Source organism: Streptomyces sp. NPDC060049, assembly GCF_042736715.1.
In the GTDB taxonomy this organism is placed as follows: domain Bacteria; phylum Actinomycetota; class Actinomycetes; order Streptomycetales; family Streptomycetaceae; genus Streptomyces.
In genome coordinates, this window is sequence record NZ_JBHWVV010000024.1 from 1 (window position 1) to 26,995 (window position 26,995).

At 71.1% G+C, this 26,995-nt stretch carries 24 protein-coding genes; 12 read left to right on the plus strand and 12 right to left on the minus strand.

What is annotated here, in order from left to right; all coding sequences use genetic code 11:
• Positions 1 to 1,343 precede the first annotated feature (1,343 nt).
• Positions 1,344 to 1,982, plus strand: coding sequence for a hypothetical protein (locus ACFWBY_RS32505; protein ID WP_239516702.1), 639 nt, complete (start codon positions 1,344 to 1,346; stop codon positions 1,980 to 1,982).
• Positions 1,979 to 2,452 (plus strand): MarR family transcriptional regulator, encoded by a 474-nt coding sequence (locus ACFWBY_RS32510; RefSeq protein ID WP_112453053.1) that lies wholly within the window; start codon positions 1,979 to 1,981, stop codon positions 2,450 to 2,452. The genes ACFWBY_RS32505 and ACFWBY_RS32510 overlap by 4 nt, the downstream gene beginning before the upstream one ends.
• A gap of 362 nt (positions 2,453 to 2,814) precedes the next feature.
• Here the strand turns inward: ACFWBY_RS32510 and tpg are convergent, their stop codons facing one another.
• The 5 genes from tpg to ACFWBY_RS32535 form a co-directional block, all read right to left on the minus strand.
• Entirely contained in the window at positions 2,815 to 3,369 is a 555-nt protein-coding gene (gene tpg / locus ACFWBY_RS32515) for a telomere-protecting terminal protein Tpg (protein WP_385336653.1), read from the minus strand.
• Positions 3,370 to 3,378: 9 nt separating this feature from the next.
• Positions 3,379 to 5,736: a telomere-associated protein Tap gene (tap, locus tag ACFWBY_RS32520; RefSeq protein WP_385336650.1), complete on the minus strand. Its 2,358-nt coding sequence runs from the start codon at positions 5,734 to 5,736 to the stop codon at positions 3,379 to 3,381.
• A gap of 91 nt (positions 5,737 to 5,827) precedes the next feature.
• Positions 5,828 to 6,754: a ParB/RepB/Spo0J family partition protein gene (locus tag ACFWBY_RS32525; protein WP_385336647.1), complete on the minus strand. Its 927-nt coding sequence runs from the start codon at positions 6,752 to 6,754 to the stop codon at positions 5,828 to 5,830.
• The gene (locus ACFWBY_RS32530) at positions 6,751 to 8,025 is read right to left on the minus strand and encodes an AAA family ATPase (RefSeq protein WP_385336644.1); all 1,275 of its coding nucleotides are present in this window, start codon (positions 8,023 to 8,025) and stop codon (positions 6,751 to 6,753) included. Before ACFWBY_RS32530 ends, ACFWBY_RS32525 begins: the two co-directional genes overlap by 4 nt.
• Positions 8,026 to 8,290: 265 nt before the next feature.
• Complete coding sequence (locus ACFWBY_RS32535; protein WP_385336641.1) at positions 8,291 to 8,965, minus strand: ScbR family autoregulator-binding transcription factor; 675 nt, start codon at positions 8,963 to 8,965, stop codon at positions 8,291 to 8,293.
• Positions 8,966 to 10,321: 1,356 nt separating this feature from the next.
• Between ACFWBY_RS32535 and ACFWBY_RS32540 the strand changes: the two genes are divergently transcribed.
• From ACFWBY_RS32540 to ACFWBY_RS32550, 3 genes are read left to right on the plus strand one after another with little or no spacing between them, the layout of a single operon-like run.
• Positions 10,322 to 11,020: a ScbR family autoregulator-binding transcription factor gene (locus tag ACFWBY_RS32540; RefSeq protein ID WP_385336638.1), complete on the plus strand. Its 699-nt coding sequence runs from the start codon at positions 10,322 to 10,324 to the stop codon at positions 11,018 to 11,020.
• A complete protein-coding gene (locus ACFWBY_RS32545) occupies positions 11,020 to 12,192 on the plus strand; it encodes an epoxide hydrolase family protein (protein WP_385336662.1) in 1,173 nt (390 codons plus the stop codon). The genes ACFWBY_RS32540 and ACFWBY_RS32545 overlap by 1 nt, the downstream gene beginning before the upstream one ends.
• Positions 12,193 to 12,248: 56 nt before the next feature.
• A complete protein-coding gene (locus ACFWBY_RS32550; protein WP_385336636.1) occupies positions 12,249 to 12,755 on the plus strand; it encodes a DinB family protein in 507 nt (168 codons plus the stop codon).
• A 62-nt stretch (positions 12,756 to 12,817) separates the two neighbouring features.
• On the opposite strand, the gene ACFWBY_RS32555 is transcribed toward ACFWBY_RS32550, so the two are convergent.
• The gene (locus ACFWBY_RS32555; RefSeq protein WP_385336634.1) at positions 12,818 to 13,372 is read right to left on the minus strand and encodes a flavoprotein; all 555 of its coding nucleotides are present in this window, start codon (positions 13,370 to 13,372) and stop codon (positions 12,818 to 12,820) included.
• Positions 13,373 to 13,514: 142 nt separating this feature from the next.
• Positions 13,515 to 14,372, minus strand: a complete 858-nt coding sequence (locus tag ACFWBY_RS32560; protein ID WP_385336631.1) for an alpha/beta fold hydrolase — start codon at positions 14,370 to 14,372, stop codon at positions 13,515 to 13,517.
• Positions 14,373 to 14,493: 121 nt separating this feature from the next.
• Here ACFWBY_RS32560 and ACFWBY_RS32565 point away from each other — a divergent pair, with 121 nt between their 5' ends.
• From ACFWBY_RS32565 to ACFWBY_RS32575, 3 genes are all read left to right on the plus strand, one after another.
• A complete protein-coding gene (locus ACFWBY_RS32565; protein WP_385336628.1) occupies positions 14,494 to 14,700 on the plus strand; it encodes a DUF4287 domain-containing protein in 207 nt (68 codons plus the stop codon).
• Positions 14,701 to 14,767: 67 nt separating this feature from the next.
• On the plus strand, positions 14,768 to 15,631 hold the full coding sequence (locus ACFWBY_RS32570) for an NAD(P)H-binding protein (protein ID WP_385336627.1): 864 nt from the start codon (positions 14,768 to 14,770) through the stop codon (positions 15,629 to 15,631).
• 70 nt (positions 15,632 to 15,701) lie between these two features.
• Complete coding sequence (locus tag ACFWBY_RS32575; protein ID WP_385336624.1) at positions 15,702 to 16,616, plus strand: AraC family transcriptional regulator; 915 nt, start codon at positions 15,702 to 15,704, stop codon at positions 16,614 to 16,616.
• Positions 16,617 to 16,620: 4 nt separating this feature from the next.
• Here ACFWBY_RS32575 and ACFWBY_RS32580 read toward each other — a convergent pair whose 3' ends face one another.
• On the minus strand, positions 16,621 to 18,360 hold the full coding sequence (locus tag ACFWBY_RS32580) for a hypothetical protein (RefSeq protein WP_385336622.1): 1,740 nt from the start codon (positions 18,358 to 18,360) through the stop codon (positions 16,621 to 16,623).
• A gap of 307 nt (positions 18,361 to 18,667) precedes the next feature.
• Between ACFWBY_RS32580 and ACFWBY_RS32585 the strand changes: the two genes are divergently transcribed.
• Positions 18,668 to 19,201: an anthrone oxygenase family protein gene (locus ACFWBY_RS32585; protein WP_385336619.1), complete on the plus strand. Its 534-nt coding sequence runs from the start codon at positions 18,668 to 18,670 to the stop codon at positions 19,199 to 19,201.
• Positions 19,202 to 19,313: 112 nt separating this feature from the next.
• On the opposite strand, the gene ACFWBY_RS32590 is transcribed toward ACFWBY_RS32585, so the two are convergent.
• Positions 19,314 to 19,814 carry a DUF1772 domain-containing protein gene (locus ACFWBY_RS32590; RefSeq protein WP_385336616.1) on the minus strand — a complete coding sequence of 167 codons (501 nt, stop codon included), beginning with the start codon at positions 19,812 to 19,814 and terminating at the stop codon, positions 19,314 to 19,316.
• Positions 19,815 to 20,123: 309 nt separating this feature from the next.
• Between ACFWBY_RS32590 and gdhA the strand changes: the two genes are divergently transcribed.
• The 3 genes from gdhA (at position 20,124) to ACFWBY_RS32605 (ending at position 24,157) form a co-directional block, all read left to right on the plus strand.
• Positions 20,124 to 21,488, plus strand: coding sequence for an NADP-specific glutamate dehydrogenase (gdhA, locus tag ACFWBY_RS32595; protein WP_385336614.1), 1,365 nt, complete (start codon positions 20,124 to 20,126; stop codon positions 21,486 to 21,488).
• A gap of 349 nt (positions 21,489 to 21,837) precedes the next feature.
• Positions 21,838 to 23,181, plus strand: a complete 1,344-nt coding sequence (locus ACFWBY_RS32600) for an AMP-binding protein (protein ID WP_385336611.1) — start codon at positions 21,838 to 21,840, stop codon at positions 23,179 to 23,181.
• Between the two features lie 73 nt (positions 23,182 to 23,254).
• A complete protein-coding gene (locus tag ACFWBY_RS32605; RefSeq protein WP_385336608.1) occupies positions 23,255 to 24,157 on the plus strand; it encodes a DMT family transporter in 903 nt (300 codons plus the stop codon).
• Between the two features lie 339 nt (positions 24,158 to 24,496).
• Here ACFWBY_RS32605 and ACFWBY_RS32610 read toward each other — a convergent pair whose 3' ends face one another.
• From ACFWBY_RS32610 to ACFWBY_RS32620, 3 genes are read right to left on the minus strand one after another with little or no spacing between them, the layout of a single operon-like run.
• On the minus strand, positions 24,497 to 24,949 hold the full coding sequence (locus ACFWBY_RS32610) for a GNAT family N-acetyltransferase (protein ID WP_385336660.1): 453 nt from the start codon (positions 24,947 to 24,949) through the stop codon (positions 24,497 to 24,499).
• A gap of 47 nt (positions 24,950 to 24,996) precedes the next feature.
• Complete coding sequence (locus ACFWBY_RS32615) at positions 24,997 to 25,737, minus strand: alpha/beta fold hydrolase (RefSeq protein WP_385336605.1); 741 nt, start codon at positions 25,735 to 25,737, stop codon at positions 24,997 to 24,999.
• Positions 25,738 to 25,746: 9 nt separating this feature from the next.
• The gene (locus ACFWBY_RS32620) at positions 25,747 to 26,895 is read right to left on the minus strand and encodes an endonuclease/exonuclease/phosphatase family protein (RefSeq protein WP_385336602.1); all 1,149 of its coding nucleotides are present in this window, start codon (positions 26,893 to 26,895) and stop codon (positions 25,747 to 25,749) included.
• Between the last annotated feature and the right edge of the window lie 100 nt (positions 26,896 to 26,995).

Consider the following 26,995-nt stretch of genomic DNA (forward strand, 5'->3'; position numbering starts at 1 on the left):
AGAGACAGCCTCCGCGCTGCGCGCGGAGGAGAGAACCTCCTCGCTTCGCTCGGAGGGAGCGCTCCGCGCTCCTATGCCGGCCCTTCGGGCCGGGGTCCTTCGCTTCGCTACGGACAACCTCCACGCTGCGCTACGGGACAACCTCCGCGCTACGCGCTCTAGTGCTGCCCCTTCGGGGAGGTCTCCTCCGCTTCGCTACGGAGATGAACTGCGCTACGAGCAGAGGAAGGCCCCCTCGCTTCGCTCGGGGGGAGCGCTTCGCGCTCCTGTGCCGGCCCTTCGGGCCGGGGTCTTCCGCTTTGCTACGGACTGCATCTGAGTTGAAGCGGAGTTGTCCTCCGCTTCGCTACGGACCACCTTCCTCCGCGCTGTGCGCGGAGGAGACCCGAGCTGAGCGCGGTCTCAAGTCGGAAGGGCTGTAGAGGCAGCGCAGAGGGCTGCACTCCTGAGTGAAGGGAGGGGAGTTGTGAGGGTTGTTTGAGGGGTGGGGTGGGGGTGATTTGGGTTGGGTCTGAACCAGCCAACTTGGTTGGGGGTGGGTTTGAGAGGGGTGGGAGGTCTGGAGGGTTCGTTCGCTGTGGTGAAACGTGACTTGTGATTGGTTGAGGGGTCATTTAGTTACTGGGACCTTTGTGACCTGGGGGTTTGGGTGTGGTTTTAACGGATCGGGGGTTGGGGGTGGGTGGGGGTGTTAACGGCGTTAATGGTGGGGGAAAGGGGGTGATTCAAAATGGGATGTGGATAGAGACGGGAATCAGTCAGATTCTGCGGGGTGTTGGCTCGGAGGGAAGGGGTTCAGGGGTGGGGCAAAGGGGTTCTGGGGACGTTGGTTGGGGGGTCGGAGGATGTGTGCGGAAGGCCTTGAAGACGGCGTTCAGCGCGCGCAGCGAGGCGACCACCGGCCTATAGAAGGTACGGAGATGCGTCGTCGCAGGTCAGAGGGGGTGCGGGGGAAAAGATATGTCCCCTCAGGAGGGACATATCTCGGTGGTTGTGTCGCTCCTAGGGGGACACAACGACGATAAAACGTCAGTGACGCTGACGTAAAACGCGCTAAAACGTCGGGGCGGCTGACGTTTTAGCGGAGATGTGTCGGCGAACTGGCGGTGGGGTGGGCGGGGTTGGTCGGAGGGGTTCGGCGAGGAGGGCGCGGAGTGTATGGCTGAGATATGTCACCTGTGAGGGGACACAAGACACGCCGAACGTCAACGAGCGTGACACTTGTGTCACCCTTGTTGACATACTGATCTCCGCAGATCAACGGAGTGGAGAGCAGCCTCGTGTCATCAGAGCCACAGCGCCGCCGGGGCAATCCGGTAGGGACTCCGCGTCCCGATCTGCCGGTGGACGACGCGATCTCTGCGTGGAGTCAGCCGCTTGCTCCGGTCAAGGATCTGGACAGCCTCGCCAAGCGGTACCCGACGCGAAAGCTGACTCTGGACGGCGAGCGCAAGCCGTTGGAGTTCTACGGGACCGAAAATCAGCCGAACGCGTTCTCGATGGACAGCCTCGAGTTCTTCCTCGTGATCGCCCAGTACTTCCGGGAAGCGCTGCCTCTGAGGCTGATCCTGCTGCTCATCGCCTGTCAGCGAGCGGGGGGGCGGATTCCGCTCACGCAGGAGGAGATGGCTACCATCCTGGATGTCAGCCGGACGAAGACGTCGGAAGCTCTGCACACGGTGATGTCTCATGGGATCGTCTTCAAGGTGCGGCGGGGTGTGTATCAGTTCAACCCGCCCTACAGTTACCGGGTGGCGGAGTTCATCCCGGGTACCGAGATGACGGGTGAGTTCGTGAAGGTGGAGCAGCACGGCACCATTTCGCAGATTCGTAGCGATACGAGCCTGCCGGACCTGGTGCGCTTCCCTTCGCTGGACCACATGAGGCAGGCCATCGCGGAACTGCGGGCCGAACGGGCAAGAGAGCGCGCTGCGCGTCGGGTGAGCCGGACGAAGCGCACGGGAGAAGGGACGGCTCAGTGAGCACCTTGCGATTCGCTGCGGTCAACGCCGATGGGCTTCTCTCGGACCTCGACCTTCCGCCGGCGGCCTACCGCGTACTGCTGAAGCTGCGTTCGCTCAGTGAGCCGGGCGGGCGGATCCTCATCGACCAGGCGACGGTCGGCGGGATGCTGGACCTGAGCCGGCCGAGCGTGAACGCGGCGCTGCGGAGCCTGGAGCTGGCGAAGTTGGTCCGGAAGATCCGCAACGGGGTCTACCAGATCAACCCGATGCTGGCCGGTTACACCTCCTTCGAGGATGCGGTCGCGGCCGTGAACGAGATGGACGCGGACGAGCGGCTGGACGCGCGGGGCTATGTGGCCAGCTACCACCGGGCGGTGGCGGCCTATCAGGACCAGCTGGCCGAGCAGCGCAAGAAGAGGGCGGCCCAGGCCGTCGCGAAGAAGGCGGCGGAGTCGAAGCGGCGTAGGGCTCTGCACGCGGTGGGGTGACGACGTGCTGTTTCAAGGGCTTCTGAGGGGTGCTCAGGGGCTTGTGAGGGCCTCGGGGGTATCCCGGGGCCCTTCGTGGTTTTTGGGGGCCCTGAGGGGCGTGGAGGGGTTTTGGTGCGAGGGTCGGTGTAGGTGCGGCACCGCGGGCGGGTCCGAGCTCGATGTCGTCGCCCCGATGGCTGGGCCGTGACGACGGAGATGTTTGTGATGTGGGGGTCTGCGATGGTGAACAACTCGGCATGGTGGGTGCCGTTGACGTCGCTTGAGGAGCCTGTGTCACCGTTTACGAACGCGACCTGCTTGGTCTGGTGGACTGCGCGAGCGGTACTGCCTGACGGGTTGTCAGATGCCCGTCTTCCCCCCTAGAAGTTGAGCTCGACGTAGTCGATGTCGGTGAACTCGACGAGGAGGCCCTGGGCGCGGGCGCCGTGGTCCTTGAAGTAGATCTCCTGGAGGCCCTCGGCGGCGATGTGGCGCAGCTGGGTCTCGCCGGCGCCGGCCTCCTGGGCGGCGAAGAGGCGGGAGGCGTACTCCGGGGGGAGGTGCTGGGTGATGCGGCGCATCCGGCCGTCGTCGGTGGTGCCGGGGGCGGCGCTGAAGCCGAAGCGGGCGCGGGTCTCGATGACCAGGCCGGTCTGCCGCGCGGCCTTGGCCCGGGCCCGCTTGCGTACCAGCGGCTGCCAGCGGCGGCGTACCTCGCGCTCCAGGCGGGCGGAGAGCGCCGGCTTGGGCTGCTTGATCTGGTCCTTCACGTACCGCTCGACGGTGCGTCGGGAGATGGCGAGGAGGTCCGCCACGGCCTTGGTGGACTTGAGCTGCTTGACCAGGTAGCGGATCTGGGCGCCCGCGGACTTGGGGATGGGGCGGGTGAAGTTCTGTTCGTCGGCGCGGTCGAGGCTGTCGCTGATCTCGGGCATGGGTGGCTCTTACTCTCCGTCGGCCGCGGCGTCGTGGCCCTTGATGTGGCGGGCGGGGTTGTGGCGTTCGTCGAGCATCTGCACGGCCCACAGGAGGGGCTGTGTGCCCTCGTGCTTGACCATGCCGGGGCTGACGCCGAGGCGGAACCCTCCGGGCAGCGGCTTGCCCTCGGCGGTGCGGGGGAGGAAGTCGAGCGGACTGGGGCCGCCGGACAGGTAGACCGCGCAGTCGGAGAGGACGGCGATGGGGTACTCGCCGGCTTCCGTCGCGAGCTTGCGCATCTTGCGGTGCATGTTGACGCGGGCCGTGGAGATGACGGCGGCGCGGATGTCGGGGCGCCAAGTGGGGCGTTCGAGGGCCGGCCAGCTTTCGCCGGGGCGGTAGCCGGCGCCCTGCGGGCGTTCGCGGAGCTTTCCGATGCCGCCCTTGACGGTGGATTTGATCGCGGAGAGGACCGCGGCCGGTGCCGGGTTGTGGTTCCTGTCTTCCTTGTACTCGGCCATCGCCGTGAGGAATTCGGCGTCGGTGAGGGCCGGGTGGACGCCGAGCTCCGCCATGGTCGCCATGTAGGCGTCGCGCAGGCGGGTGTACCAGGCGTCGAGGTACGGGCCGTGCTCCGGGCGCAGCCAGGCCTCGGTGGGCTGGACGGGGAGGCCGAGCTCTTGGGCGTAGGCCAGTGTGGGAGTGGCGTACCAGGCGGGGCCGGTGGGCGGACGGCCGTGCGGGGTGAACGGGCTCGGGAGGCGGGGGTCGAGCGCGGACGAAGAGGGGTCGGAGGTGGAAAGGTCCGCCAGCCAGCAGCCGGGCAGCTTCGGGTCGAAGCGGGGGCGCGGGGTGTGGACCGCCGGGCCGATGCCGACGACGAGGCGGTTGGCGGCGGCGGCGAAGGCCATGTTCACGTCGATGCCGACGGCGTGCGTACGGGTGCACTCGGCGTCGGTGAGGAGCTGCGGATCGCGGATCCAGTCGTACGCCTCCTCGTCGAGGACCTGGTCCGGGGTGCGTTGGTGGGAACGGGGGTAGAGGGCCGCGACGACCGGGTGCTCGTCGGGGGCCTCCGGGGGAGCGGGGTCGACGGGGCGGGTGAGGGAGCCGGGGACCGGGGCCGATACCCAGGTGCCCGACGCCTCGTCGCGGGCGGCACGCGTCGGGGGGCGTAGCGCCGTCATGAGTTCGAGGCCCGAGACGGCAGTGGAGCCGCGCGGGGTGAGGACGCGGGTGGCGTAGGAGGTGAGCAGTTCGGCGAGTTCCGGGGCGGGGAGCTCGGAGGTGTCCTCGCCCCAGGCGCGGGGGTCCAGGGCACCCCAGGGGAGGATCGCGAGCTGGACGCACTGACGGCCGGTGGTCGGGGTGGCCGGGCGGTAGATGCGCGGCCAGGGGCCGAAGCCGCGGCGGGTCAGCTGCCACTTCGCCTTGGTGAGCTGCTTGATGACGGGGTGGTCGTCGGGGAGGCGCAGGCCGCGGCGGTCTTCGAGGACGAGGGGGAGGCCGAGGGCCTCGGTGGCGGCGGAGGTGAGGACGAGGAGCGGGTCGCCGTCCTTGCCGTTGCGGTGGAGGCGGGGGGAGCGGAGGTCGGCGTCGGGGCCGAGGGCCCAGCTGATGAGGGCGGGGAGGCCGGCGGCGGGAGGGTCGAGGACGAGTCCGCCGGCGGCGTGGGCCTTGCCGGCGCCGTCCAGGACGGCGAGGGGGCCGTTGCCCGCGAGGGGGGTGGTGGGGCGGGCTGCGGAGCGGGTGGCGGGCGGGCGCGTGGCGGAGGCGGAGGCGTTAACGGCGTTAACGCCGTTAATGATCGACTTCGGGGGTGCGGTCGGCGCGGGGGTGGAGACGGTCGGCGCCGGGGTGGGGGTCTGCGGGGCTGCCGAGTCCCTTGCCGTGTCTTCGCGAGACCGGCCCTCTGGCCCGACCCCGGGGTCGGGGGCTGTGGCCGGGGACTCGGCTCGTTCGGCGCGGGGTTCGGCGTTAACGGCGTTAACGCCGTTAACGGGGGCCGTGGCTTCGGCGCCGGGGCCGGGGAGCGCGGGGGCCTTGATTTGTGCCTGGGGCGCGGGGGCGCTGGTGGGGGCAATGGCGTTAACGCCGTTAACGGCGTTAACGGGGTGCAGTTCCGCGAGGCCGTTGAGGAGGCGGGCGTACGCCGCGCGCTTGGGGGGGCGGGGGGCGGTGCGGCCCGTTTCCCAGGAGGTGACCGTTTCGCGGCGGACGGACAGGGCCTGGGCGATCTGGTCCTGGCTCAGGCCCGCGGCTTCACGGAGGCGCTTGCGCTCGTCCGGGTGCGGGAGGGCGTCCTGAGCCGCGGCCTCCTCCAGTAGTGCGTCGACCGCGGCGAAGAGCGTGGTCTGTTCGTTGTCGTCGTGCGCGTTGGGCATGGGAACCTCCAGCCGCAGCTTATGCGAACCGCACCATGGAACGCACATGAAACACACGGGGGGCGTTAACGGCGTCAGCGCCCCCGTCGTGTCAGATGCGGGTCAGGAGCAGTTCCGTGACCGCCTTCAGGTCGTCCGGGGTGAGGTGCGCGGTGAGGGCGTCCGCGATGGTGCCGGGGGACTCCGCCACGATCGTGATCCGGCGGGGCGCCGGGGTCTGTGCGGTGCCGGATTCCTCCGGGTCGGCGCGGAGGGAGGCCGCGGGGGCCGCGGCTGTGGTGGCCGCGGGGCGCGTGCGCTGGCGCGGGGGGTTAACGGCGTTAACGGCTTCCTCCGCCGCGGTCGCCTGGTCCTCGTGGGGGAGGCGGCCGATGCGGCGGGCCGGTTCCACCTTCAGTTCGCCCGTCTCCACCTTGTCCTGGAGTTCCGGGGTGAGGTTGAGGAGGGTCAGGCGCTGGGAGACCCAGGCCGGCGTCTTGCCGAGCCGCTTGGCGACCTGGGCCTGGCTGCCGTGGACCTCGACGAGCTCCTGGAGCGCACGGGCCTGGTCCATGGGGGCCACGTCGACGCGGTGGACGTTGGCGATGAGCGCCGACTCGAGGATGTCCGCCGCCGAGGTGGCGAGGGAGTCGTTGACGTGGATGTGCATGGTCCGCAGGCCGGCCCGCTGGGCTGCCGCCAGGCGCCGGTTGCCGTCGATGACGACGTACGGGGCACGGCCCAGGCCGTCGGTGTGGCCGGGGTGGGCTTCCATGAACGCCATGCGGGTGGCGACCGCCAGCGGTTGGAGTTGGCCCCGGACGCTCAGGGACTGGGCCAGTTCGTCGATCTCGGTGAGGTCCTCGCGGAGGTTGAACGGATTGTGCGCGAGGGCCTCGATGGGGACCTCGGACGGCGGGACCACCCCGGAGGTGGGGGCGCCGGTCGCCTCCGCGATGGCCGCGCGGCGGGAGCTGACGCCGACCGGCTGGGCGCGCGCGAACGACGTCGAGACTCCGAGTTTGTCGGCCTTGCTCATGAGATCTCCCTTGCGAGGGCGCGCAGGGCGATCGCCTGGTCGCCCTTGGGTGCGTAGACGAACAGCGGCTGCTTCACGCGTACCGCTTCCCGCTGTTCCTTGAGGTCGGGGACAATGGCCACCACACGCGGATCCTTTATGTCCATCCAGGCCTGCAGGGAAGAGGTCGCGATGTAGCCGCGCCGGCCGTCGTAGAGGTTGACGACGAGCCCGAGGTAGTCGATGTCGAGGCTGAGATCGTCGCGCAGATCGTTGATCTGGGAGGTGAGCAGGTCGTAGGCGTCAGCGGACGAGTCCTCGGCCTGTACGACGATCAGCGCGCCCGAGGCGCCCGGCTGTTCGGTGTCGCGGCGCCTCCCGTAGTAGATGGCCGCGTCCATGCTGAGGCCGAGGCTGGGCGGGCAGTCGATGAGGATGACGTCGTAGTCGGCCTCGACGGGCGCCAGTGCGCGTTCGAGCGCGGCCTCACGGGCGCGGACGGTGGAGAGGCGGACGTCGAGGAGGAAGGCGTCCGTGCAGGCGGGCAGGATGTGCAGCCGGTCGCCGAAGCGGTCGTCGGGGATGGGGACGATCAGGTCGGAGAGGGGCCCCTTGGCCTCGCCCGCCATGTGGCAGGTGAGGCTGTCGCCGCCGATGGGCAGGGGCTGTTGGCCGAGCTGCTTGGTGAGGTGGCCCTGGGGGTCGAAGTCGATCAGCAGGACGCGCATGCCGAGGCCGGGCAGGTCCTCCAGGTCGACGGGCGGACCGGAATCCGTCCCGGGATCCGCGCCGGGGCCTTCGCCGTCCTCGACGGCCGAGAGCCGGGCCAGCTGGCGGGCGACGCGGACCGGGTGCAGGCTCGCGGGGTCCTCGGCGAGGGCCTCGGCGGTGCCGGCGGTGATGGCGGTCTTGCCGACGCCGCCCTTCTGGTTGCACACCACGATGCGGCGGACGACGGAGGGCCGCTTGACCGTGGGGGCCGGGTTCATCTCCAGCCAGAGGCGGACGGCTTGGGCGAGCCCCTGGATGAGGGATACGCCCCGGTCCTTGGAGTCGGCGCGGAACGACTCCCACTGGCCGGCGGGCAGCCAGGTGGAGAAGGACTCGGCGCCGGAGGTGTCGACGGGGGAGGGGGCCGAGGCGAGCGCGCTCCAGTGGGCGATGCCCTGGTGAACGGCGTCCTGGATGTCCACACGCAGTTGCGCGGTGCGGATCTTCAGTTCCTGGCGCAGCCACGGGGGGAGTTTGGAGACGACCTTCTCTCGGTCGTTCGGTGACGAGGGCGAAGTCATGAGAGGGACTTTACTAACGTTCTTGGGTGTCTGTGGGCGCCACGCTTGAGTTTTGCTAACGAAGTGGTGTGGAAGTGTCCGGATCGGGCCGGAACAGGGCTGGATCGAGGTGGGATCGAGCCGGGATCGGGGCGGTGTCGGCCTGTGAGCGCCGGCCCGGCTGTCGTGGCTGTCGTCCGGGTACGCGACAGGGCGGCCTCGCACACGCCGTAGCGAGCACCCCCGTGGTTCACCACGGCGTGTGCGAGGCCGCCCTGGAACGCCGTCAGCCGACCGTGACGTGCGGGGAGTCGGGGGTCGGCAGACCGAGCTCGGCCCGGCACTCGGGCGAGCCGGCCGGGTCGAAGTGGGGGATCCGGTGTGCGGGCGCGATCCCCGGGAGAAGGAAGTTCCACAGGTCGATGACCCGGGTGTGCAGGTCCTCGCGGCCGGTGCGCACGTGGGAGGTCACCTGGATGCCGGTGAACGAGCCGACGAGCATGGTCGCCAGATCGCGCACGTCGAGCGACGCCAGGACGTCGCCGCGTTCCTGGGCCGGTGTCAGGCAGGCCTGGCAGGTGTCGATCCAGGTGTTGTACGGGGTCGGGTCCGGGTCGGTGAAGGAACCGAACTCGATGACCAGACGGATGGCGGCGCGGATGCGGACATTGGTCCGGAGGCCGAACGCCATCTGGTGGCTCAGGTCGATGGCGGTCTGGAGGCCCGGTTCCTCGATGGCGGGGACGTGCTCGGACACCTGGAACTGCTCGTCCATCAGGGTGTGGGCGATGGCTTCCTTGGAGGGGAAGTGGAAGTACAGGGCGCCCTTGGTGACACCGGCGTGCCCGACGACATCGGTCAGGCTGGTGCCGTGGAACCCCTTCTCGCCGAAGGCGATGGCCGCGCCGTCGAGGATCGCGTGCCGAGTGATCTCTGCCCGTTCCTGCCTGGCCCTCGCCATGTGGGTTCCCCCCTGGGGTCGCGGTCGCGGTACTCCGGCGGAACCACCGGGTGGGTCAAGTCGGGCTCCTGCGGCCCAATCTAGACAGATGCTGGTTAAAAAAACCAGTCGACCAGTACTTTTTGGGGCGCTGGAGCATTAACGGCGTTAACGCGGGGGCCGGTGGGGCGGGTCGGGCTGATGGGTCTGAGCGGGTCTGGGGGGAGCGGCGGTCGGGTGGGCTTTGGGGTGGTGAGGATGGGGAGCTGCCGTTAACGGCGTTAACGGCGTGTGCCGTCTGTCGTCTGCCGCCTGGGCGACGTTAACGGCGTTAATGCTTCTGGTCCCGGGGCACCGTTAACGCCGTTAATGCCCCTGGTCCCCGGGACACCGTTAACGCCGTTAATGCCCGGTGCTCCCCGGGACCGTTAACGCCGTTAATGCCGGGCAACCGATGACGGACGCGGACGAGCAGTGGGTGCGGCCGTGCGGCTGCTCTGGGGGTTGCACTCCAAGCCCGTCGCCGACGCCGAGGGGCTTGGCCGGCGTATCGATCGACGCGGTGGTGCTTCTGTCGGGGCGCTGAGCGGGCCAGGCGAGCGGTCGGGGTGTAGGGCGTTAACGGCGTTAACGCCGTCAACGATGAGGGTCCCGGGTGGAGGCCGGAGACTGTGCCGCGGCGGCGGCGGGGGCGGGGCGGTGATCTGCTGCGCGGCGCCGGGTCGGGCAGCTGTCGCTCGTGCGCTCGCGGGATCGGATTCGTCAGTGAGAGCTCGTGCCGTGGCGGTGGGGCTGGGCTCGGCGCGGGTGAACCGGGACGTGCTGGTGGGGCTGGGGCTGGGGTTGAGCACTCTGGCCGTCTCCGGGGTGGGGGGTCGGACGGGGTCCGGGGTTGACGGGTTGGGGGCGGCAGCCGGGGCTGACGGGTCGGGCCGGGTCCGGGGTTGACGGGCCTCCGGGGTCCGGGCTGGAGGGCGGGTCGGGGCCGGGGTGGGTGGTTGGGGCGGGGCCGGGGGGCCGGTGCTCGATCGGACGCCGGTGGGGCATCGCCTCTGAGGGCACGGGTAGCTCGTAGTCGGGGGCGGGGCATGTGGGGTGGATGGGGTGTGGGATACGCCTGACAAGAAACCATCCAGACGGTTTTTTGTGGCGGATTGTCGGCTTCCGGCCGCAGTGGGTCATGCCGTTGTGAGTTGCGGGGATCCAGGACGAAACGGAAGCGTGAGCGGGTTCAGAATTGGAACGTCGGGTGGCAGACTCGCTCGACAACTGCCGGAATCCACTTGGTAACTTACGGACCTTCAGGTTTGGTTTGCCAGGCCGGTGGATCATGTGTGCGCAGCCGCCGGTGGAACCCCTTGGAGATCGGAGACGTTCGTGGTGCGGCAGGAACGTGCGGTCCGTACGCGGCGGGCAATCTTGGAAGCCGCGGCGGTGGTCTTCGCCGAGCGCGGCTACGAGGCAGCCACCATCGCGGAGATACTCGCGCACGCGGGGGTGACCAAGGGCGCTCTGTACTTCCACTTCACCTCGAAGCTGGAGCTGGCCCAGGGCGTGCTCGACGCGCAGTACGACAAGTTCCTGGTGCCGCCCCGCGAGAGCAAGCTTCAGGAAGTGGTCGACGTCGCGATGGTGTCGGCGTACCGGATAAGACACGAACCGATGATCAGCGCGGGTGCCAGACTCTCGCTCGGACCGGAGACGTTCGAGATCCGCGGCGGCGCGGTCCCGGGGTGGATCGAGATCCTGCGGAGGCTGCTGACCGTGGCGAAGGGGCAGGGCGAACTGCTGCCGCACGTGGATCCCGCCGAAACGGCCTGGATCCTGTCCGCGTGTTGGACGGGAGTGCAGCTCTATTCGCAGACCTTCAGCGACCGCGGCGACATCGAGCGCCGGGTGGCAACCCTCTACCAGCACGCCCTGCCGGGCATTGCGACGCCGGCGATGCTCAGCCGGCTCGACATGGCCGAGGACCGTGGCCGGCGGGTGCTGGAAGAGGTGGCCGCGGGAGCCCGGGCGGCCGCCGGGTCGGGATTCGACGACCACACGATCTGGGGGACGGGGGCGGGGGCGTGATCGGTGCGAGCGGTTCCGGGCAGTGGGAGCCGTTCCGGCTCGACGTGGCGCAGCGGGAGCTGGACGATCTGGCCTGGCGGCTGGACCGGGCCCGGTGGCCCGACGAGTTGCCGGGGGCGGGGCGTGCGTACGGGATGCCGCTGGCGGAGCTGCGCGAGTTGGCGCGGTACTGGCGTACGGACTACGACTGGCGGGCCGCCGAGGCACGGTTGAACGAGTGGCCGCAGTACACCACGGTCATCGACGGGGCCCGGGTGCACTTCGCGCACCTGCGCTCGCCCGAGCCGGACGCGACACCGCTGCTGATGACGCACGGCTGGCCCGGCTCCTTCGTGGAGTTCCTGGAGGTCGCCGGCCCCCTGACCGATCCGCGGGCACACGGCGGGGATCCGTCCGACGCCTTCCACCTGGTGTTGCCCCACATCCCGGGCTTCGCCCTGTCCGGGCCGACCACTGAGCGCGGGTGGGAGTTCAAGCGGGTCGCACGCGCCTTCGGAGTCCTGATGGAGGGGCTCGGTTACGAGTCGTACGGGGTCCAGGGCGGCGACTGGGGCGCCGCCGTCTCGCGGGAGCTGGGGCGGATCCGGCCGGAGAACGTGCTCGGCGTGCACCTGAACCTGCTCCCGGGCGGCGGGGCGACCGCCGAGCCGCGGGAGGAGGAACTGGCCGCGCTGAGCCCGGCCGAGCGGGAGCGCACGCTCGCCTCGTGGGAGCGGTACCGGGTCTGGGCGCGCGAGCGGCAGGGCTACGCGGACATCCAGGCGACCCGGCCGCAGACGCTCACGTACGGGTTGAACGATTCGCCGGTCGGGCTGCTGGCCTGGATCGGGGAGAAGTTCACGGAGTGGGCGGACCCCCGCAGCCCCGTCGATCGGGACCAGATGCTGACCAACGTGATGCTGTACTGGCTGACCGGGACGGCCGGCTCCGCGGCCCGCATCTACTACGAGCGCGCGCACGCCGACTATCAGGGCCTGCCGCCGGAGGTGTCGAGCACCCCGACCGCGCTCGCCGACTTCCCGCGGGACAACTTCGTGCCGCTGCGGCACGTCGCCGCGCGCACCGACCGCATCGTGCGCTGGACCTCGTACGACAAGGGCGGGCACTTTCCCGCGATGGAGGTGCCGGAGGTGCTGGTGGGGGACGTCAGGGCGTTCTTCCGCTCCTTGTGAGGTCCGGGATGCGAGATGGCGTGCGGGGGCGGTCGTACGGCTGTGATGATCACCCGATGATCGACGAACAGCGGACCCGGCCCGTACTGGTGGGCGACGAGCGCGCCACCCTGACCAGCGTCCTGCAGTGGCAGCGCGACACCCTGATGATGAAGTGCGCGGGGCTGACGGACGAGCAGCTGCGGCGCAGGGCGGTGGCCCCGTCGGGGCTGAGCCTGCTCGGGCTGGTCAGGCATCTCGCGGAGGTCGAGCGGGGCTGGTTCCGCAACATCGTGGGCGGCGAGGACGTACGCGGCTACTTCCCGAAGAACGAGGCGGGGGAGTGGACCGAGTTCCACGTCGACGACGCGGACGTCGCCGGGTCGTTCAAGGTCTGGGAGGAAACCTGCGAGCGATCGCGGGCGATCGTGGACGGCGCCGAGTCCCTGGACGTGACCGGGTCCTACGACGGCCAGAGCTACTCCCTGCACTACATCCTGACCCACATGATCGAGGAGTACGCCCGGCACAACGGGCACGCGGACCTGCTGCGCGAGGTGATCGACGGCACCACGGGGGAGTAGGCCGTCGTGCGTCCGGCCCGGGCGGCCTTCGCGGGTTGGTCGCGGGCCCGCCCGTCCGCCCCCTACTGGGCCGTGGCCGCCGCGGCGCGGTCCACGGCGTCGAGGGCCACCGTCCAGGGGAAGTGCTCGGGGGTGTCCGGGCCGGCCGGACCGGGGGTGAATCCGTCCTCGCCGAAGAGGACGCGGACGCCGGCGCCGCGCAGGACGGCCAGGGACTGGTCGAATTGCGGGTGGGCGGCGAGGGCGGCGTTCGTGCAGGGCATGGTGACGACGGGGGTGCCCTTGCCGATGGCTTCGGCGGCGATGCCGATGACGAAGCGGTCGGTCAGGCCGAGGGCCCAGGCGTTGACGGAGTTGAAGGTGGCCGGGGCGACGAGCAGCGCGTCGGCCGTCGGCCATACGTCGGGCTCCCCGGGAAGCTTGTACTGCCAGCGGACTTGGTGCCCGGTGAGCGCGGCGAGGCCGTCGAGGTTGCCGGACAGCCAGTGGGCGGCGGTGGGGGTGAGGCCGAGGCAGACGTCCCAGCCGCGGGACTGGGCGTTCTCGATGACGTGGGCCACGTCGAAGACGGGCGGGGCGGCGGAGCAGAGCAGGTAGAGGGTCTTCGTCGTGGTCATGCCGCAATGTGATCATATGGCTCGACCTCGCGTTCACTTGCGGGTGCAGGTCGGTGCTCGGCTGAGGAATGAGGGCTCGGGGCCCCCTCGGGGCTCAGGGGCTCAGGGGCTCAGGGGCTTAGGGGTTCAGGGGTTCAGGGGTTCAGGGGAGCGTTGCGATGAAGTTCGAAAGAAGGGTGTGCAGGACGTCCGGCCGGTCGAGGTGGACGTCGTGGCCTGAGGCCGGGACCGAGACCGCCGTCATCCTCGTGGACGGGCCGGCGGAGTCGAGCATCCGGATGGATTCCGCGGGCGGGACGATGCCGTTCTCCCCGATGACGAGCAGCGCAGGGCAGCGCACCCGGCGCCACTCGGGCCACCAATCGCGGGTGCTGTTCTCGGAGATGGCCGCGACCATCACCGAGCGCTCGAACCGCGGGTACCAGCCGTCCGCGCGCTGTTCCAGGCCGGCCGCCCACGCTTCGCCGTTGAGGCCCACCCCGGTGAGGAACCTCCGCGCCGCGGCCGGCGAGGGGAAGGGGAGCGGCCAGGAGTCCAGCCAGCCGCCGATCTCCTCGGCGGTGCCCGGGTCGGCGGCGGCCGCGCCGGCCTCGACCAGCACGAGGCCCCGTACGAGGTCCGGGTGGGCGGCCGCGGTGAGCATCGCGGTGTGGCCGCCGAGCGACTGGCCCACCAGCACCGGGCGGTGGAGGCCGAGCTGTTCGCAGACGGCCGACACGTCCGCCACGTAGGCGGCTCGGGAGACGTCCGCGGGGCGGCGCTCGCTGCCGCCGTGACCGCGCTGGTCCACCGCGACCACGCGGTGGTGCCGGGCGAGGTGCGCGGCGGCGGCGTCCCATTCGCCGGCGTGGCCCGCGAGGCCGTGGAGGAGGACGACGGGGGTGGCGGAGGAGGCGGGGCCGGAGTCGGGACCAGCGCCGGGGCGGGAGCGGTCGGAGTTCCAATCGCGGCAGGTCAGGCGGACGCCGGCTCGGGTGACGGTGCGTTCGGTCCACAGCATTAGAAGATCATCCGACATTTCTGTGGGGTGACCGATGAGTTTTCGGTCCGGAGGGTGTCTACCCCTTGTGAGGCGCGGGGCGGTTGGTCCCTGTGCTCGTACCGAGAGGAAGCAGACCGCCATGACCGAGCCGGTGAAGGGCCCCGCCAGCTACTTCCCTTCCATCGAGAAGAAGCACGGGCGTCCGATCGCGCAATGGCAGGAGCTCATCCGCTCCTCGCCGCTGACCAAGCACATGGAACTCGTCGCCTGGCTCAAGAGCGAGCACGGCCTGGGGCACGGGCACGCCAACGCGCTCGTGGCACACACCCTCGCCGCCAAGCCGTAGACGCAGGCGTATGTGATTGAGCTTCCCGGCGATGTTCCGTCCAGCACGAGAAGCGTTGACTGGCACCATGACGAAGACGCGGAACAACGAGTCGCAGGACAGCCAGGCGCAGGACACGGGGAACGGCCCCAGGACGCTGGTCATCGGCGGTACGGGCAAGACGGGGCGGCGCGTGGCCGAGAAGCTCACCGCCCTGGGGCGGCCGGTGCGTGTCGGATCGCGCAGCGCCGAGCGGGCCTTCGACTGGAACGAGCCCGAGAGTTGGGGACCCGCCCTGGAGGGCGTGGACCGGGTGTACGTCACGTACTACCCCGACCTCTCCTTCCCGGGCGCCGTCGAGCAGATCGGCGCCTTCGCCCGGGCGGCGGTGGCGGCGGGTGCGCGCCGGCTGGTGCTGCTGTCGGGGCGCGGCGAGGAGGCGGCGGAGCGGAGCGAGGACGCGCTGAAGGCGTCCGGGGCCGACTGGACGGTCGTGCGCTCGGCCTGGTTCAACCAGAACTTCGACGAGAGCTTCTTCCTGGAGCCCGTGCTGGCCGGCGAGATCGCCTTGCCGACGGCCGACGCCGTCGAACCGTTCATCGACGCCGACGACATCGCCGACGTGGTGGTGGCCGCGCTGACCGACGACCGCCACATCGGCCGCACGTACGAGCTCTCCGGCCCGCGGCTGCTCAGCTTCGCCGACGTCGCCGCCGAGCTGTCGAAGGCCACGGGGCGCGAGATCTCGTACGTCCCGGTATCGAACGGGGCCTACCGGGCGGTGCTGCGCGAGAACGGACTGCCGGAGGACTTCGCGGACCTGTTCGCGCTGATCCTGGACGGGCGCAACGCGCAGGTGGTGGGCGGGGTCGAGGAGGTGCTGGGCCGCAAGCCCCGGGACTTCTCGGACTTCGCGCGGGAGGCGGCGGCGCGTGGCGTCTGGGACGCGTAGGGACCGCGAGACGGGCGGGAACGGGTGGCAGGAGTGGAGGGAGCGGGAAGCCCTCGGGGAGAATGGGCCGATGGACACGCTGACGGCTCTCCTCCAAGGACCCAAGGCCAGGTCGGCCTTCTTCGTCAAGTCCGTGTTCACCCCGCCCTGGGCGGTCCGGATCGAGGACCGGGCCCCGCTGTCGGTGATGACGACGGTGAACGGGTCGGCGTGGCTGCTCCCGGACGGGGGCGAGCCGGTGCTCGTCGCGCCGGGCGAGGCGGCCCTCGTACGGGGACCGGATCCGTACACCGTCGCCGACGCCCGGGACACGACCCCGCAGATCCTGGTGGGACCGGACCAGCGGTGCAGCAGGGTGGACGACGGGCAGGACGTGTCCGATTCCATGGCCCTCGGGGTGCGGACGTGGGGTGAGGCCGCCGGCTCGGTCGTGCTGCTGAGCGGTACCTACCAGAACCCGGGCGAGATCGGCGGCCGCCTGCTCGAGGCGCTGCCGCCGGTGCTGGTCGGGCCGGTCGACCCCGCGCTGGTCACGCTGCTCGGCGGGGAGATCTCCCGTACGGAGCCTGCCCAGGAAGTCGTCCTGGGCAGGCTGCTGGACCTGCTGCTCGTCGGTGTCGTCCGCGGCTGGCTCGCGGAGCGCGGCGGCGCCGAGAACGACCCGGTGACCGGGCCGGCGCTGCGACTGCTGCACGAGAACCCCGCCCACGGCTGGACGGTGGAGTCGCTGGCCCACAAGGTCGGTGTCTCCCGGGCCGCTTTGGCCCGCCGCTTCACCGAACTGGTCGGCGAGCCCCCGATGTCCTACCTCACGGGCTGGCGCCTGGCCCTTGCGGCGGACCTGCTGCGCGACCCGTCGACCACGCTCGCCTCGGCCGCCCACCAAGTGGGCTACAGCTCGGCTTTCGCGCTGTCGACGGCCTTCAAGCGGGTACGGGGCATCAGCCCGCGGGAGTTCAGGGCGGGAGTGGCGTCCGCTTCGTAGGGGCTCAGGGAGTAGGGACGGCGAAGCCCGTCACCGTCGGATACGGGGTGGCCGTGCCCTTGGCGGCGTGGATGGTGAAGACGCCCGTGGCGGAGACCGACCAGAGGTCGGGGAGGCCGTCGCCCGTGAGGTCGCCGTCCGAGCCGACGCGGGGGGCGGTTTGCGTGGTGAGGGTGGCCAGGACCGGGCCGGCTGCCGGGTTCGCGAAGGCGGCCGGCGAGCCGAGGGAGAAGGCACGGATCGTGCCGTCCGCCTTGGAACGGGCCCACAGGGTCGGGATGTCCGTGCCCTGGGCGCGGCCCGGGGTCAGCAGGTCGTAGCCCGCCCAGCGGGTGTCGTTCGGGGAGATCAGCGTGGCGCTGTCCGAGATGTTGCCCGCCATGCCCCGGCCGGCGAGCCAGAGACGGCCGTGTTCGACGAAGAGCAGCGAGGTCGCCGGCAGTGCGCCGCTTTCGAGGTTGGTGTCGCCCGTGGGGGATCCGACCGCCGCGATCGCGGTGACTTGTGTCCAATCCGTGCCGAATCCGTGGTCGGCGCAGGAGATCGCGCCGGCTGCCGGGTCCAGGCAGGTGGTGGGCTTGCTGAGCGCCATTGCGCCCTGGCTGGCGAAGTCGCCGCCTTCGTTGTTGCGGAAGACGTAGGCGTACGAGCCGCCGGGTGCGTGCGCGAAGAGATCGTCGACGATGCGCGGGCCGAAGCCGCCGCGGTGGGTGTACTGGATGGTCGCCCAGGTGTTGGTGCCGCCGGGGGCCGACACGTTGCGCGCGTTGGCGGGGCCGTTGGGGTCCGCGCCGGGCTTGCGCAGGTTGCCGACCGCGTCGGGGAGCAGTACGTCCGGCTTGCGGTCATGGTCGATGTCGCCGAAGACCCCCCTGGCCTTGGGGTCGGAAGGCACGTAGAAGGAGTATCGGACAGGTTGGGAGATGTTGCCCGCGTCGTCCATCATCTCGACGTAGAGGTTGGTGGAACCCCAGGTCGGCGGACGGAACTTGATGTCCGCGGAGCCGTCCGTCAGACGCACGATGTGCGAGTCGGTCGCCTCGTCGGAGCACTTCCACCCCACGGACGGGGTCCCGCTCGTGCCCCAGCGGGCGCACGCCACACCGGAGCCGGTGTCGGCGCCGGTCAGGGTGAGAGTGCCCTCCTCGCCCGGGAACTTGGTCGGCGTGATGCCGCTGTCGGAGGAGGGGAAGTCGGTGGACGTGATGCCGGCGGTCGGCTGGGTCTGGTCCACGCGGAAGTAGCACCATGGCGTGTACGCACTGGTCAGCTTGGAGTCGGTGACGCGGGCGCGCCAACCGTACTGCTTGCCGTCCGTCAGCTTGTCCTTGCCGATGTAGGCCTGGTAGTCGGAGAGGGCGAAGGCGCCGCCCGGGTAGTCGGTGCGCTTGCCTCCGTACGTGGTGTCCCAGAGCTGGAACGTCGGCGTCAGCGGCTTGCCCGCCGGAGACCGGCCGGTCACGGTGAACGTGAGGTCGTTGTTGCCGACCCACCCCGGGCCGGAGCCGCTCAGGTCGGTGTCACAGGCGGAGTAACGGTCCTCGCTGTAGAAGCCGGGCGTGGGTCCGGTGCGGGGCGCCGAGACCTTCGGGGTCGCGGGGTCCGCGGTGGCCGCGGAGGCGGCAGGGGCGGAGAGCAGGCCGGTGGCGAGCGCCAGTGCGGCGGCCGTTGCCGCGGGCAGGAAGCGCAGCCGGGTCCGGGAGCGCGGTCCCGTACCCGGGCGTGACTGTGTTGTGGGCTTCATAGGGGTCCCCCCTGGGACTTTGCTGATCATCAGGTACGTAAACCTGTCAGAAGAATTACCGGACCGCACTGACAAAAATGGGCCGGTCAGATCCAGTACGGCGACCGTCTCGTGAGTAGGTGTGGGAGGCGGCGCGTCGCGGAGTTCTGCGGCTACCGCCTCGACCGCGACGACCGGGAGGACCAGACGGACGACGGTGCCGTTTTGCGGAGCTCTGGCCGGATGGCGGCGGTGGTGGAACGATCAGCAGCCGTCGGGGGGCGGGACGGGCCTTCCGCGTTCATTTTCGTATCGGACGGGGGCACACATGGGAACCACCGGCAGCAGACTCTCCAGCGTCCTGCTCGTACTGTCGACCGTACTGGTCGGCCTGATGGCAGGGCTGTTCTTCGCCTTCGACGTCTCGGTGATGCCGGGGCTCGCGAAGGCCGACGACCGTACCTACGTCACCGCGATGCAGAACTTCAACGCCGTCATCGACGGCAACCCCCTCTTCGGGACGGTCTTCGTCGTCGCGCTGCTCGCGGTCTTCGCCGCGGCGTTCGTCGAGGCGCGGGCCGGGCGACGGGAGGTCGCGCTGTGGACCGCCCTGGCCGGGGCGGCGTACCTGGTCGTCCTCGTCGTCACCTTCGCGGTCAACATCCCGCTCAACAACGAGCTCGCCGACGCGGGTGACGCCGCGCAGCTCACCGACTTCTCGGTCGTCGACAAGTTCAAGGGCACCTGGGAGACGGCGAACATCGTACGGACGCTGCTCTGCACGGCGGCGCTGACCGCCTTGGCGCGTGCGCTCGTCCTGTACGGGCGGCGGGCCGGGAGGCTTGGGGCGTCCGCTCGTTGAGGGTCGCTCAGCGGAGGGTCGCTCAGAGGAGGGTCGCTCAGAGGAGGGCCGCTCAGAGGAGGGCCGCTCAGAGGAGGGCCGCTCAGCGGAGGGTCGCTCAGAGGAGGGTCGCTCAGAGGGTGTGTGCCGCCGACGCCCAGAGGGCCCAGGCCTGGCAGCCCAGGGCTGCCGTGCACAGCGCGGTGCGCCAGCGGTTGGCGGGCACCCACTTCGATTCGAACGCCCGGCGTACGGCGGCCGGGTCGGCGATGCGCTCGGCGGGTCCGGCCGCCTCCAGGGCGTTGTTGAGCGGGATGTTCACCCGGCCGGTGACCGCGAGGGCGAGTACGTAGGCGAACAGGGCCCCGGACAGCGGGGGCACCGCGGCGTGCGCGCCGGCGGGCAGGTGCAGGGCCAGCGCCAGGGCGGTGAACAGGAGCGCGCCGAGGAACGCCAGCATGAACCAGCCATTGATGATGGAGGTGTTCACGCGCTGCATCACCGCGATGAGGGTCCGGTCGTCGGAACGCTTCAGGGCCGGCATCACCGAGACGTCGAAGGCGAAGAACAGCCCGGCCATCAGGCCCGTCGTGAGCGTCGCGGCGACCAGGGCGGCGAACCGTGCGGTGTCCATGGTCCTTGTCTATGCCCTTCTCCGTGGTCGTGTCCACGGGCGCGGTCGCTTCTGGGGTGGTGGAAGGGGGGTCGGCGTCGTCGTTCTTCGTGGTCGGGATGATGGGCCTGCCATGGCCGTGGCCGTCTCGGGGGCGGGATCGAGGCCCTGTCGAGCGGGCCGAAACGACTCATGGGCAGACTCGGCGGGCACGGTACCCTCCGGCTGGGGCCGACCGGCCGACGATTTCCGCCATGCGAAAGTCTGCTCCGGAGTGCCGAGCCGCAACTCGGAGCCGGTCCCGGCATCGAAAACCAGGAGGAGCAGACCGTGAAGGACGCTAAGGACCCGCAGGGCCGGTTGGACGCGCTGCGCGCCGACATCGAGCGCCGGAACCCCGCCCAGCCCGAATTCCACCAGGCGGTACGGGAGGTGCTGGACACCCTGGCTCCCGTGTTCGCGGCGCGCCCCGAGTACGCGGAGCCCGGTGTCGCCCTGCTGGAGCGGCTCACCGAGCCGGAGCGGCAGATCATCTTCCGCGTGCCGTGGCAGGACGACCACGGTCGGGTCCACGTCAACCGCGGCTACCGCGTCGAGTTCAACAGCGCGCTCGGCCCGTACAAGGGCGGCCTGCGCTTCCACCCGTCCGTGGACATCGGCGTGGTGAAGTTCCTCGGCTTCGAGCAGATCTTCAAGAACGCGCTGACAGGGCTCGGCATCGGCGGCGGCAAGGGCGGCAGCGACTTCGACCCGCGCGGGCGGTCGGACGCCGAGGTCATGCGCTTCTGCCAGTCGTTCATGACCGAACTGCACCGCCACATCGGCGAGCACACGGACGTTCCGGCGGGCGACATCGGCGTCGGCGGCCGCGAGATCGGCTACCTCTTCGGCCAGTACCGGCGCATCACCAACCGCTGGGAGGCCGGCGTCTTGACCGGCAAGGGCCAGGGCTGGGGCGGTTCGCTGATCCGCCCGCAGGCCACCGGCTACGGCAGCGTGCTGTTCGCCGCCGAGATGCTGGCCGTCAAGGGGCTGTCCCTCGACGGCCAGACGGCGGTCGTCTCCGGCTCGGGCAACGTCGCGCTGTACACGATCGAGAAGCTCCAGCAGCTCGGCGCGAACCCGCTGACCGCGTCCGACTCCCAGGGCTACGTCGTCGACGACAAGGGCATCGACCTCGCCCTGCTGAAGCAGATCAAGGAGGTCGAGCGCGGGCGCGTGAGCGAGTACGCACAGCGGCGCGGTTCGTCGGCGCGGTTCGTGCCGGGCGGGCGGGTGTGGGACGTCGCCGCCGAGGTGGCCTTCCCGTCGGCGACGCAGAACGAATTGACCGCAGCCGACGCGCGGTCGCTGATCGCGAACGGGGTCAAGGCGGTGTCGGAGGGCGCGAACATGCCGACCACGCCGGAGGCGGTGCACCTGCTGCAGGCGGCCGGGGTCGCCTTCGGGCCGGGCAAGGCGGCGAACGCCGGCGGTGTCGCGGTCAGCGCGCTGGAGATGGCGCAGAACGCGGGACGCGTGGCGTGGAGCGCGGAGCGGGTCGAGGCGGAGCTGGCGGGGATCATGCGGGACATCCACGCGGTGTCCTACGAGACCGCCGAGCGGTACGGCTCCGCCGGGGACTATGTGGTCGGCGCGAACATCGCCGGGTTCGAGCGGGTGGCGGACGCGATGCTGGCGCAGGGGCTGATCTGATTTGAGGTAGCCCTGCGGGTCGCTCCGCGGGTGGGCGGGTGGGGGCTGGGCTGCGCCCGGGCTTTCATGGGGCTCCGCCCCGGGCCCCCGCGCCTCAAGCGCCGGCGGGGCTGGATGGGGCGTCGGCGGGGCTGGGGTGGGCCGGTGGGGCTGGGCTGCGCCCCGGCTTTCTGGGGCTCCGCCCCGGGCCCCGCGCCTCAAACGCCGGCGGGGCTGGATGGGTGCCGGCGGGCTGGATGGGTTCGGCGGGCTGGATCGGGTGGGGTGGGCGGGTTGGGGTTCAGGCTCCCGCGTCGGGTCGTAGCCTGGGGGGATTGGGTATTTCCGTACTCCGCAGGGGGGACAGCCAGTGCTGAGCGCGCTTACCGGGGTGTACGGGGATCGGGGCGACGCGGTGCGGGTGGCCGGGCGGGCCGCTTCCTATGAGGACCTGCTCGGGGCGGCCCGCGCGGTGGCGGCCGATGTCGCCGGAGCCCCCGCCTTCGCGGTGACGGCGACCGCCTCCCTGGAGACCGTCGCCGCCGCCGTCGGAGGGCTGCTCGCCGGGGTTCCCTTCGTACCGTTGCCTCCCGACGCCGGGCCGGCTGAGCGCGAGCACATCCTGCGGGACTCCGGAGCGGTGCTCCTCGACGTGGACTTCGACCGGCGCTCCGATCGGTCGGGCTGGGCGGGTGGACCGGAGTCCGGTTCCGGTGGGGCGGCGCTGATCCTGTACACCTCCGGTACGACCGGGCCGCCCAAGGGCGTCGTCCTCACCGCAGAGGCCGTCGCCGCCGACCTCGACGCCCTCGCCGAGGCCTGGCAGTGGAGCGCCGAGGACACCCTCGTACACGGGCTGCCGCTGTTCCACGTGCACGGTCTCGTGCTCGGGGTCTTCGGCGCCCTGCGCACCGGCAGCCGTCTCGTGCACACCGGCCGGCCCACGCCCGAGGCGTACGCGCAGGCCGGGGGAAGCCTCTACTTCGGAGTGCCGACCGTGTGGTCCCGCATCGCCGGAGCACCGCAGGCCGCCGCCGCGCTCGGCGGTGCACGGCTCCTCGTCTCCGGGAGCGCCGCCCTGCCCGCGCCCGTCTTCCGGGATCTGGAGCGGCTGACCGGGCTGCGGCCCGTGGAGCGGTACGGGATGACCGAGACGCTGATCACCGTCAGCGGGCGCGCGGGCGGCGAGGTCCGGCCCGGTACGGTCGGCACCCCGCTCCCCGGCGTCCGTACGCGCATCGTGGCCGAGGCCGGCGCGGAGATCGGCGAACTCCAGCTCACCGGGCCGACGTTGTTCTCGGGCTACCTGGGCCGTCCCGAGGCGACGGCCGCGGCGTACACGGAGGACGGGTGGTTCCGCACGGGGGACATCGCGGCCGTCGACGCCGACGGCGTCCACCGGATCGTGGGCCGGGCCTCCATCGACATGATCAAGTCGGGGGGCTACCGCATCGGTGCGGGCGAGATCGAGAACGCGCTGCTCGATCACCCCGGGGTGATCGAGGCGGCGGTGGTCGGGCTGCCCGACCCGGATCTGGGGCAGCGGATCGTGGCCTTCGTGGTGGCCGAAGGGGTCACGGGGACGGAGCTCACCGACTTCGTCGCCGCGCATCTGTCGGTGCACAAGAGGCCGCGCGAGGTGCGGTTCGTGGCGGCGATTCCGCGCAACGCGATGGGCAAGCCGCAGAAGAAGCTGCTGTTCACGGACGGCTGACGGGCGGCTGACCGTTCCCGCCGTGGGGGCTGCACGGTGGGCCGCCGGCTGGTCGGGCCGGTAGCTTGCGCGCATGGACAATGCGGCTGACGAAAAGAGAACCGACCGACGTGCGCTGATAGCGGCCGGGGTGACCGTCCTGCTGTGGGCCTCCGCGTTCGTTTCCATCCGGTCGGCGGCCGCTCACTTCGGGCCCGGGGCACTCGCGTTCGGACGGCTGTTGACGGCCTCGGTCACGCTCGGGCTGGTACTGCTCGTCAAGCGGGTACCGCCGCCGCCGAGGCAGGCATGGCCCGGGATCATGGGCTCGGGAGTGCTGTGGTTCGGGCTGTACATGGTGACGCTGAACTGGGGCGAGCAGCTCGTGGACGCCGGTACCGCGGCCATGGTGGTCAACATCGGCCCGATCGTGATCGCCCTGCTCAGCGGCTGGCTGCTGAAGGAGGGGTTCCCGTCGATGCTGCTAGCGGGCATGGCCGTCTCCTTCGTCGGAGCCGTCGTCGTCGGGCTGTCCACCTCCCACGGCGGATCCGCCTCGCTGGGCGGGGTGCTGCTCTGCCTGGTCGCCGCGCTCACCTACGGGGCGGGAGTGGTCTCGCAGAAGCCGGCGCTGCAGTACGCGACGCCGCTCCAGGTGACGACGTACGGCTGCTTCATCGGCACGGCCGTCACCCTGCCCTTCGCCTGGCAGCTCGCCGACCAGCTTCCGCAGGCGCCGACCGCCGCCGTCCTCAACATGCTCTACCTGGGGCTCTTCCCGACCGCGCTGGCCTTCACCACCTGGTCGTACGCGCTGGCGCGCACTACCGCGGGGAAGATGGGCGCGACGACCTACGCGGTGCCCGCCGTCGTGGTGCTCATCGCCTGGATCACCCTCGACGAGGTCCCGGCCGGGCTGACCCTGCTGGGCGGCGCGATCTGCCTGGCCGGGGTCGCGGTCTCCCGCATGCGGCGCAGCAACGCTTCCCGGGTGTAGTCCCCGGCCGGGAGGCGACCGGTCCCGCGGGCCCGGGCGGACGGGTCCGCCCGGGACTGCCGGTCAGCCGAGGTGGGAGAAGTAGCCCCAGCCGCCGGTGCCCACGGTCACGGAGCCGGTCTCCGTACTCCTCGTAGAAGTGGAAGGCGCGCCGCGCTCGGGGATGTCGGCCGAGCACTCCTTGTTCAGCTCGTACAGGGCCCGGCGCTCCCGTGGCCGTCGCCGAGCTCGGCGAGGTCGTCAGGTCGATGCCGGCGGCGCGGCAGCAGTCGACGTACGGCGTGAAACGGGCGGCGTCGAAGGAGCGGACGTCGGGTTCGAGGCGGACTCAGTGGCCGGTCACACCAGGCGCAGTTCGACGTAGGGCACGGTGTCTCCGGGCAGGACGTAGCGGTCGAACTCGACGAAGCCGTTCTCGTGGGCGAAGTTCAGGCCTTCGGGGTTGGAGGCGAGCACGACGGTCTCGATCACCTCGGCCCCGAGCTCCCGAGCGTGCGCGAGCCCGTACGCGTACAACTCGCGGCCGAAACCGCGGCCGCGGTGCGCGGGCAGGATCCGTGCGATGACGGTGCCGGTGGCGGGTGCGGAGCCTTCGGCCGGGGGGCGGACCGTCGTGCAGCCGACGAGGGTGTCGCCGAGGTAGGCCACGTGCAGGACGTTGCGCCCGGAACGCTCCCGTACGTCGGTGAGCGACAGCTCGTGCGTCGGGATGATCAGGTTGTGCACGGAGCGCCAGTCGGACAGGACGGACCCCGTGGTGGCGCCGGCGGCGTCGCCGTGCACGCGTTCCATACGAAGATCAGACACGGGCCCAGCAAACCCCGAGGCGGCGGCCGTCGTCAACGGCGTTGCCCGGTGGCGGCCGCTCGGGGGGTGGCGGCCGCGTCGAGCAGGACGCGGGTCAGGTCGGACGGGGCGGAGAACATCGGCCAGTGGCCCGTGTCCAGGGTGGTCAGGTGCCAGTCCGGACCGCCGGCCAGCAGCTTCGCCACGGCGGGGCTCGGATCGGCGCCGTCCAGCAGGCACTTGACGTACGTCGCGGGGAGTTCGTCGAGCGGGCGGGCCAGTACGGCCGGTTCGGTGAGGGTGGCACCCGGATGCGGGGTCGCGGCGGCGACGAGCCGGGCTGTCTGCTCGGCGGTGAGGCCCTGGCCCGCGCAGTCGGCGGCCTCCAGCGGCGGCCACGAGCCGCCGTTCGCGGCGATCGCGGCCTCCACCATCGCCCGGCCGTCGGGCCAGCCGGAGACGAACGACTCACCGTCGGCCGGGACGTTGGCGTCGACGAGGACCAACCGCTTCAGCCGGGCGCCGATCCGCTCGGCGGCTTGGCCGGCCGGGATGCCGGAGTAGCTGTGGCCGACCAGGACGACCTCGCGCAGAGCGAGCTCGTCGACGGCGGCGACGATGTCCTCGACGTGCGTCTGCTGGCCCGGCGGCTCCGCATCGGGCACCCGCTTCTCACCGAGGCCCGACAGGGTCAGCGGATGGGCGTCGTGTCCGGCGGCGCGGAGCCGGCCGGCCACCTCGTCCCAGGCCGACGAACCGAGCCACGCGCCTGCCACCAGTACGAATGCGGTCATGGGCGCAGGCTAACCGAAGCGTATGACAGCGGAGACGGGCAGATGATCGCTGCGCGTGGCGGGGAGCGTGCGGATGTGGGTGACGGTCCCCGAGCGGGCCAGGATCTGGTCGATCCGGGCCAGGGGGAAGGACGCGGGCCAGCTGAACGCGAAGCCGCCGGAGGAAGGGGTGTTCATCCGCGCCGCCAGGACCGGGGCCAGGCCGCGGTCGTCGGTGGTGCTGTTGAGGTCACCGAGCAGGATGACGCGGTCCGCGGGCTCCGCGGCGAGTAGGGAGCCGAGGAGAGCGGCGCTCTCGTCGCGGCGGGCGGAGCCGAAGCCGGTCGCGCCCAGGCGCAGGGAGGGCAGGTGGGCGACGTAGACGGCGACGGGGCCGAGCGGGGTGGCGGCGGTCGCGCGCAGGGCGCGGTTCCAGTCGGCGGTGGATGGGCCGGGGTCGGCTGTGCCGGGGCCGGGCGGGCGGAGGTCGGTTGGGCGGAGGTCGGTCGGGCGGATGTCGACCGGGCGGATGTCGGAGAGCGGGTACTTCGACCACAGGCCGACCGTGCCGTGGGTGGCGTGGTGGGGGTAGTCGGGGGTGAGGGCGGTGGTGACGGCGGGGAGGGCGGAGGGCGTCAGCTCCTCCAGGGCGATGAGGTCGGCGTGGGATGCGGTGAGGGCGTGGGCGGTTCCGGCTGGGTCTGGGTTCTCGTCGCTGATGTTGTGCTGGGTGGCGGTGACGGTGGTGGGGGTGGGGGCGGAGTTCGTGGTGGTGGGGAGGAGCAGGCCGCCGAACTGGGCGAGCCAGGCGAGGGTCGGGAGCAGGAGGGTGAGGGCGGCGATGGCGGAGCGGGGTGGGGTGGGACGGCGTCGGGCGGTGGGGCGGTGGCCGCGGCGGTGACCGAGGAGGAGGGGGAGGAGGAGGGGGAGGGGGACGGCGAGGCCGAGCCAGGGGAGGAAGGTCTCCAGCAGGCTGCCGAGGTGGCCGACGGTGTTGGGGACGAGGAAGGGGCAGGCGAGGAGGAGGGAGAAGAGGAGGGAGAGGAGGAGGGCGAGGGTGGGTAGCCGGGGGATCCTGGGGAGCGGGCGGGGCGGGTGAGGTTGGGCTCGGCGGCGGGGGCTGCGGAACCGGGGGGTTTTCGGGGGGCCGGGAGGTGTGCCGGTGTCCGTCTGCGTCATGGGTCGTCCCTGATCCGTTCGCGGCAGCTGCCAGGGGTGGTGTGCCGGCACGCTACGACGACGTCGGGACCTGCGGGTTCGGTTCCGCTCCGGTACGAGG